Source organism: Tardiphaga sp. (assembly GCF_025356345.1).
Classification (GTDB): Bacteria; Pseudomonadota; Alphaproteobacteria; order Rhizobiales; family Xanthobacteraceae; genus Tardiphaga.
Window position 1 is genome coordinate 1 of the sequence record NZ_JANXTC010000370.1, and the last position, 6,676, is coordinate 6,676.

Sequence of the window (6,676 nt, forward strand, 5' to 3'; positions counted from 1 at the left end):
GCGAGGATCGCGGGGAGATAGTAGCTGGAAGCCCAGGCCAGGGTCTGTGTGGTACCGAGCGCGAGGATGAGGGGAAGCTGGCGCGGGGTCATTGTGACGTTATTCTCGAATTCCAGGACGATCAGTTTGACAGCTAAATCATATATCGGTAATTCTGGATATATGGAATCCGAAAACGCCATTCTCGCTTTCGCCGCGCTGGCGCAATCGACCCGGCTCGACGTGTTTCGCCTGCTGGTGAAACACGAGCCGGAAGGTCTCGCCGCAGGTGAAATCGCCCGGGCGCTGGCGGTGCCGCAGAACACAATGTCATCGCATCTCGCGGTTCTGGCACGTGCCAAACTGGTGGTCGCCACTCGCCAGGGTCGATCAATCATCTATCGAGCCGGCCTCAAGCAACTCGACGGTGTGGTTCAGTTCCTGATGGAAGACTGCTGTGGCGGCCGTGCCGACCGGTGCGAGCCGGCGAAGAAGAAGCGTTCCCGTGCTGCGATTTGATATGCCACGACGTCTCGCGGCGGAAGCGCTCGGCACGATGCTGCTGGTCGCCACGGTCGTCGGCTCCGGCATCATGGCTGAACGCCTGACCGGGGATATCGCACTCGCGCTGCTCGGCAATACCATCGCCACCGGCGCGATGCTGGTGGTGCTGATCAGCATATTCGGACCGATCTCCGGCGCGCATCTCAATCCGCTGGTGACGGCGGCGTTCGCACTTAAAGGCGAAACCTCGCTGCGCGAAGCCGCGCTTTACATCGCGGTGCAAATTGCAGGGGCCATTCTTGGCACCTTGATCGCGCATGCCATGTTTGAATTGCCGCTGCTGCAGCTTTCTCTCAAAGCCCGGAGCGGCCAGGCACAATGGTTGTCCGAAGCCGTCGCTACTTTTGGCCTGCTCGCGACCATTCTGGCGGGGCGACGCTTCGCCAGCGCATCGTTGCCCGTGCTCGTCGGTCTTTATATCACCGCGGCCTACTGGTTAACCGCATCGACCTCTTTCGCCAATCCTGCGGTGACCATCGCGCGTGCGCTGAGCAACAGCTTTTCCGGCATCCGTCCGCAGGACGTTGCGGCCTTCGTCGCCGCGCAGTGCTGCGGCGCACTGATCGCACTGATGTTGGTGGGCTGGCTACTGCACGAGGATATCGCGCTCAACAAGGATATTCCGTCATGACCGTCACGATCTATCACAACCCCGCTTGCGGCACCTCGCGCAACACGCTGGCGATCATCGAGGCGTCAGGCGAAACGCCGGCGGTGATCGAATATCTCAAGGCGCCGCCGGACCGCGCGCGGCTGCGCGAACTCGTCGCGGCGATGGGCATTTCCGTGCGCGCCCTGCTGCGTGAAAAAGGCACGCCCTATGCCGAACTCGGCCTCGGAGATCCAAAATGGAGCGATGACGAACTGATCGACGTCATGCTCGCGCATCCGATCCTGATCAACCGGCCGATCGTGGAAACGGCCAAGGGCACCCGGCTGTGCCGCCCCTCCGAACGGGTGTTCGAGCTGCTCGAGCATCCGGTCGAATCCTTCGTCAAGGAAGACGGCGAGATCATTGCCGGGACGCTTTCGCATGCCTGATTTGCCGAATATCGACCGCGGCTGTTTTGCGATACCGGGAATCGACACGCTGCGACCGCCGCTGTCGGAGCATCGGCCACGTATTCTTCTGATGTACGGGTCGCTGCGCGAGCGATCCTTCAGCCGATTATTGATCGAGGAAGCGGCGCGGCTGCTCGAAGCGCTTGGCGCCGAGACGAGGACCTTCAATCCGTCCGGCCTGCCGCTGCCCGATGATGCGCCCGCGGACCATCCGAAAGTGCGGGAGCTGCGCGCTTTGTCGGAATGGTCCGAAGGCCAGGTGTGGTGCAGCCCCGAGCGACATGGCGCGATGACCGCGATCATGAAGGCACAGATCGACTGGATCCCGCTTGCGATTGGCGCTGTCCGTCCCACCCAGGGCAAAACGCTGGCGATCATGCAGGTCAGCGGCGGGTCGCAGTCGTTCAACGCGCTCAACCAGCTTCGCGTACTCGGCCGGTGGATGCGGATGATTACCATTCCGAACCAGTCCTCGGTGGCTAGGGCCTACGAGCAGTTCGACGATCATGATCGCATGAAGCCATCCGCCTATTATGACCGCGTCGTCGACGTGATGGAGGAGCTGGTCAAATTCACGCTGCTGACCCGCGACGTTTCAACCTGTCTCACTGACCGCTACAGCGAGCGCAAGGAAGATGCGGCCCAGGCCTCGGCACGGGTTGCGCTGCGGGCGCATTAGACTTTCATCAACAGGTGGCCGGATCAGCGCGGCCGCGCGCCACGCCCTTGCCGAACCCGCCGGTCATCTCTACCTCTGCGAGGGCCGAAGCAGAGGACGCCATGATATTCACCGCCGCCGCCAAGGCGCTTGCCCAGATCCTGTCGCCGCCGATGCGCGGCATCTTGTGGAAGTCGATTGGTCTCGCGCTGGTGCTGATTGTCGTGCTGGGTATCGGCCTGCAGCGCGCGCTGAGCTGGATGGCCACCTCGGGCGAGGTGTGGGCCGAGGCGTTGCTGGGTCCGGGCTTTCATACCACGCTGGACGTGCTGGCTTGGATGCTGTCGATCGCCGCGGGGCTGGGCGTGCTCGCCGGCGCGATCTTCCTGATGCCCGCGATCACCTCGCTGGTGGCCAGCGTGTTCGTCGACGACGTCGCCGACATCGTCGAGCTCGAGCACTATCCGGCCGAGCGTCCCGGCACCGCGCTGCCGTTCGGCGTGGCCATCACCGAGGGCGTCAAGACCGCGCTGCTGACGATTGCCGTCTATCTCGTCGCGCTGCCCTTCGTGTTTTTCGCCGGCGCCGGCTTCATCGCGTTCTTCATCGCCACCGCCTGGCTGCTCGGCCGCGAATATTTTGAACTGGCGGCGATGCGGTTTCGTTCGCCGGCCGAGGCCAAGCTGATGCGTCAGCGGCACGGCATGACGGTGTTCAGCGCCGGCCTCGTCATCGCCGGCTTTGTCTCGATCCCGATCGTCAACCTCGCGACGCCGTTGTTCGGCATGGCGCTGATGGTGCATCTGCACAAGCGCCTGAGCGGGCCACGGCCCGAGCTGATCGAGCCGGCGCGAATGCCGGTGGCGTAAGGCTCGGACCTCTCCCCGTCATTGCGAGAAACCCTTGCGACGAAGCAATCCAGTTCTTTCGGCGCGTGCTGCCTTCTGGATTGCCGCGTCGCTTCGCTCCTCGCAATGACGTTGATAGGACGGCGCGTTACGCCTGCACCGTCTTCTCCGGCCAGCGGCACAGATCGTTGATCAGGCAAACCTCGCAGCGCGGCTTGCGCGCCAGGCAGGTATAGCGCCCGTGCAGAATCAGCCAGTGATGCGCGTGCATCATGAACTCCGCCGGAATTAGGCGCATCAGCTCCAGTTCGACGTCGAGCACGTTCTTGCCGGGCGCCAGGTTGGTGCGATTGCCGACGCGAAAGACATGCGTATCGACCGCCATCGTGTGCTCGCCGAATGCCATGTTGAGCACCACATTGGCGGTCTTGCGGCCGGCGCCGGGCAGAGACTCCAGCTCGGCGCGGGTGCGCGGCACCACGCCGCCGAATTCGGCGATCAGCTTCTCCGACAGCGCGATGACGTTCTTCGCCTTGGTGCGGTACAGGCCGATGGTCTTGATGTAGTTGCGAACTTCTTCCTCGCCGAGATCGAGCATTTTCCGCGGCGTGTCGGCGATGGCGAACAGCGCGCGCGTTGCCTTGTTGACACCGGAATCGGTAGCTTGCGCCGAGAGCACAACGGCCACCAGCAACGTGTAGGGATTGACGTGTTCGAGCTCGCCCTTCGGCTCCGGGTTGGCGGTCCGGAATCTTGAAAAAGCCGCATGAATTTCGGCCGCCGTCCAGGGCTTCAACTTCTTGGGTTTGCTGGCTTTTTTTGCCGGCGCCCGGTTGGGCGCGGCGGCCTGCCGCGATTTCGCCGCAAGGCTCGACGTTGTCGTGCGGGATGTTGCAGGGAGCTTGCGGGTGATTTTTGGCATCAACGCTGTATACTGATGCCCGATGACCCCAGGCAACGACTTTCACGCCAACGCCGAACCGGAACTGTTCTCGGCGTTGCTGCGGCCCCATCGCGCGCTGAGCCGCACCGGCTTTTTCGTGCTGATGGGCTTTGTCTGCGCGGTCAGCTTCGCCGCCGGACTGACCTTCCTGATGATGGGCGCCTGGCCGGTGCTCGGTTTCTTTGGCCTCGACGTTCTGGCGATCTACTGGGCGTTTCGCGTCAACTATCGCCGTGGCGACGCCACCGAGCAGATTACCGTCACCGCGTCTGAGATCCGGGTGCGGCGGGTCAGCCATCGCGGCCATGTGGTGCAATGGGCGCTCAATCCGCTGTGGGTGCAGCTCGAACAGATCAGCCACGCCGAATTCGGCATCGAGCAGCTGTTCCTGGTCTCGCGCGGTCGCCGGGTGTCGATCGCCCGCTTCCTCGGGCCGGAGGAGAAGGCCAGTTTCGTCAAGGCGCTGATCGCCGCGCTGCAGGCCGCCAAGCGCGGTCCGATCTACAATCCGCTGACCTGATGCAGAATCGGGAATCGGGTGGTGGGCGCAAGCCCGCGGCGCTACACCGGATGGATGATGACCCTGGCAAAAAATCTCGCGATCCAAGATCCGCGGCTGACCCGACCGGGCGCGCAGGATGCCGCGTTGCGCGACTATGATTCGGTGCGCTGGGCGATCGGCTACATCTCCGAGCATTGGCGCGCGCAGCCGACCATCGAATCGATCGCGGAAGCCGCCTCTGTCACCCCCGATGAATTGCACCATCTGTTCCGGCGCTGGGCCGGACTGACGCCAAAAGCCTTCGTGCAGGCGCTGACGCTCGACCACGCCAAGACCCTGCTGCGCGGTTCCGCCAGCGTGCTCGATGCCGCGCTCGATTCCGGCCTGTCCGGACCGGGCCGGCTGCATGATCTGTTCGTCACCCATGAGGCGATGTCGCCGGGCGAATGGAAGACCGGCGGCGCCGGCATGGAATTGCGCTATGGCTTTCATCCCTGCCCGTTCGGCAGCGCGATCGTGATTTCCAGCGAGCGCGGCCTCGCCGGTCTGGCTTTCGCCGATCCCGGCGAGGAGCAGCCGGCGTTCGACGACATGGCGCGGCGCTGGCCGCGCGCCACGTTCATCGCCGACACGGCCGGCACCGCCGCGATGGCGCGGCGCATCTTCGATGCCAGCCTGTGGAAACCGGAGCAGCCGCTGCGCGTGCTGCTGATCGGCACCGATTTCGAAGTCCGGGTGTGGGAGACGCTGCTGAAGATCCCGATGGGCCGCGCCGTCTGCTACTCGGACATCGCGACCAAGATCGAGCGCCCGAAGGCATCGCGCGCCGTCGGCGCCGCGGTCGGCAAGAACCCGATCTCCTTCGTGGTGCCGTGCCACCGCGCGCTCGGCAAGTCCGGCGCGCTGACCGGCTATCATTGGGGCATCACGCGAAAACAGGCGATGATCGGCTGGGAGGCGGGTCAGGTGGGAGCGGGGTAACTCTCGTTTCCCGGACGCGACGCGGCGCGGCGCGCCGCATCCGGGGAACGAAACTACCCCGCCAGATCGAGCTTCGAGGCCACCGTCGAATCGGCGTTGAGGCGGTAGATCACCGGCACGCCGGTCCCCAGCTCACGCGCCAGAATGCCTTCCGGCGTCAGCTTTTCCAGCACCATGATCAGCGCGCGCAGCGAGTTGCCATGCGCCGCCACCAGCGTGCGTTCGCCGCGCAGCACGCCCGGCAAAATCTCCTGCACGTAATATGGCAGCGTACGCGCCAGCGTGTCCTTCAGGCTTTCGCCGCCGGGCGGCGGGATGTCGTAGGAGCGGCGCCATTGATGCACCTGCTCCTCGCCCCATTTTTCACGGGCATCATCCTTGTTGAGACCGGCGAGATCACCATAGTCGCGCTCGTTCAGCGCCTGGTCGCGGGTGATCGGCAGGCCGGTCTGGCCCATCTCCTCCAGCGCCAGATCCAGCGTCTTTTGCGCGCGGCTGAGCGCCGACGTGAAGGCGACGTCGAAGGTCAGGCCCTGCGCCTTCAGCTTGCGGCCAGCTTCCCGGGCCTCGCCGATGCCCTTCTCGGTAAGCGCGGGGTCCCTCCAGCCGGTGAACAGATTTTTCAGATTCCATTCGCTCTGGCCGTGGCGCACGAGCACGAGAAGACGTTCGTTCATCAGGGAATTCCGTTGTTGCTAGATATCGCCGACGCCGAGCACGTCGGCCATCGAATAATGTCCGGGCTGCTTGCCATGCGCCCACATCGCCGCCTTCAGCGCGCCATGGGCGAAGATCATGCGATCCTCCGCCTTGTGCGAGATCTCGATGCGCTCATAGGGGCCGGCGAAGATCACGGTGTGATCGCCGGTGACGGTGCCGCCGCGCAGGCTGGCAAAGCCGATATCGCCGGTCCGGCGCGCGCCGGTGACGCCATCGCGGCCACGCGCGGAATTCTCCGCCAGCGCGATGCCGCGCCCGGCCGCGGCGGCTTCGCCAAGCATGAAGGCGGTGCCGGACGGCGCATCGATCTTGGCGCGATGATGCATTTCGAGAATCTCGATGTCGAAACCCGCATCGAGCGATTGCGCCACGCGCTTCACCAGCGCCGCCAGCAGATTGACGCCGAGGCTCATATTGCC

The 6,676-nt window shown here is 64.4% G+C and carries 10 protein-coding genes; 7 read left to right on the forward strand and 3 right to left on the reverse strand.

The window, feature by feature from the left end; translation table 11 throughout:
- The first annotated feature begins 162 nt into the window (after nucleotides 1-162).
- The 5 genes from Q0S16_RS22250 to Q0S16_RS22270 all read left to right on the forward strand — a co-directional run bounded on the left by Q0S16_RS22250 (nucleotide 163) and on the right by Q0S16_RS22270 (nucleotide 3,132).
- On the forward strand, nucleotides 163-498 hold the full coding sequence (locus tag Q0S16_RS22250; RefSeq protein ID WP_295853237.1) for a metalloregulator ArsR/SmtB family transcription factor: 336 nt from the start codon (nucleotides 163-165) through the stop codon (nucleotides 496-498).
- Nucleotide 499: 1 nt separating this feature from the next.
- Nucleotides 500-1,174 (forward strand): MIP/aquaporin family protein, encoded by a 675-nt coding sequence (locus Q0S16_RS22255; protein ID WP_295853239.1) that lies wholly within the window; start codon nucleotides 500-502, stop codon nucleotides 1,172-1,174.
- Nucleotides 1,171-1,584, forward strand: coding sequence for an arsenate reductase (glutaredoxin) (gene arsC, locus Q0S16_RS22260; protein ID WP_295853225.1), 414 nt, complete (start codon nucleotides 1,171-1,173; stop codon nucleotides 1,582-1,584). The genes Q0S16_RS22255 and arsC overlap by 4 nt, the downstream gene beginning before the upstream one ends.
- Entirely contained in the window at nucleotides 1,577-2,284 is a 708-nt protein-coding gene (gene arsH / locus Q0S16_RS22265; protein WP_295853227.1) for an arsenical resistance protein ArsH, read from the forward strand. Before arsC ends, arsH begins: the two co-directional genes overlap by 8 nt.
- 104 nt (nucleotides 2,285-2,388) lie before the next feature.
- On the forward strand, nucleotides 2,389-3,132 hold the full coding sequence (locus Q0S16_RS22270; protein WP_295853241.1) for a sulfate transporter family protein: 744 nt from the start codon (nucleotides 2,389-2,391) through the stop codon (nucleotides 3,130-3,132).
- 127 nt (nucleotides 3,133-3,259) lie between these two features.
- Here the strand turns inward: Q0S16_RS22270 and nth are convergent, their stop codons facing one another.
- Nucleotides 3,260-4,033, reverse strand: coding sequence for an endonuclease III (nth, locus tag Q0S16_RS22275; protein WP_295853229.1), 774 nt, complete (start codon nucleotides 4,031-4,033; stop codon nucleotides 3,260-3,262).
- Between the two features lie 22 nt (nucleotides 4,034-4,055).
- On the opposite strand from nth, the gene Q0S16_RS22280 reads away from it, so the two are divergent.
- Nucleotides 4,056-4,574, forward strand: coding sequence for a DUF2244 domain-containing protein (locus tag Q0S16_RS22280; RefSeq protein ID WP_295853231.1), 519 nt, complete (start codon nucleotides 4,056-4,058; stop codon nucleotides 4,572-4,574).
- A gap of 54 nt (nucleotides 4,575-4,628) precedes the next feature.
- Nucleotides 4,629-5,537, forward strand: coding sequence for a bifunctional helix-turn-helix domain-containing protein/methylated-DNA--[protein]-cysteine S-methyltransferase (locus Q0S16_RS22285; protein WP_295853244.1), 909 nt, complete (start codon nucleotides 4,629-4,631; stop codon nucleotides 5,535-5,537).
- Between the two features lie 53 nt (nucleotides 5,538-5,590).
- Here the strand turns inward: Q0S16_RS22285 and Q0S16_RS22290 are convergent, their stop codons facing one another.
- Together Q0S16_RS22290 and dapB are read right to left on the reverse strand one after the other, a co-directional pair.
- Complete coding sequence (locus tag Q0S16_RS22290) at nucleotides 5,591-6,214, reverse strand: 2,3-bisphosphoglycerate-dependent phosphoglycerate mutase (protein WP_295853232.1); 624 nt, start codon at nucleotides 6,212-6,214, stop codon at nucleotides 5,591-5,593.
- Nucleotides 6,215-6,232: 18 nt separating this feature from the next.
- Nucleotides 6,233-6,676 (reverse strand): 4-hydroxy-tetrahydrodipicolinate reductase (gene dapB / locus Q0S16_RS22295; RefSeq protein WP_295853235.1); only part of this gene is annotated, 444 nt, incomplete at its 5' end.

Bases quoted from the DNA above. Each gene is read 5' to 3' on its own strand.
- Q0S16_RS22250 (WP_295853237.1), top strand. From the start codon at position 163: ATGGAATCCGAAAACGCCATTCTCGCTTTCGCCGCGCTGGCGCAATCG.
- Q0S16_RS22255 (WP_295853239.1), top strand. From the start codon at position 500: ATGCCACGACGTCTCGCGGCGGAAGCGCTCGGCACGATGCTGCTGGTC.
- arsC (WP_295853225.1), top strand. From the start codon at position 1,171: ATGACCGTCACGATCTATCACAACCCCGCTTGCGGCACCTCGCGCAAC.
- arsH (WP_295853227.1), top strand. From the start codon at position 1,577: ATGCCTGATTTGCCGAATATCGACCGCGGCTGTTTTGCGATACCGGGA.
- nth (WP_295853229.1), bottom strand. From the start codon at position 4,033: ATGCCAAAAATCACCCGCAAGCTCCCTGCAACATCCCGCACGACAACG.
- Q0S16_RS22280 (WP_295853231.1), top strand. From the start codon at position 4,056: ATGACCCCAGGCAACGACTTTCACGCCAACGCCGAACCGGAACTGTTC.
- Q0S16_RS22285 (WP_295853244.1), top strand. From the start codon at position 4,629: ATGATGACCCTGGCAAAAAATCTCGCGATCCAAGATCCGCGGCTGACC.
- Q0S16_RS22290 (WP_295853232.1), bottom strand. From the start codon at position 6,214: ATGAACGAACGTCTTCTCGTGCTCGTGCGCCACGGCCAGAGCGAATGG.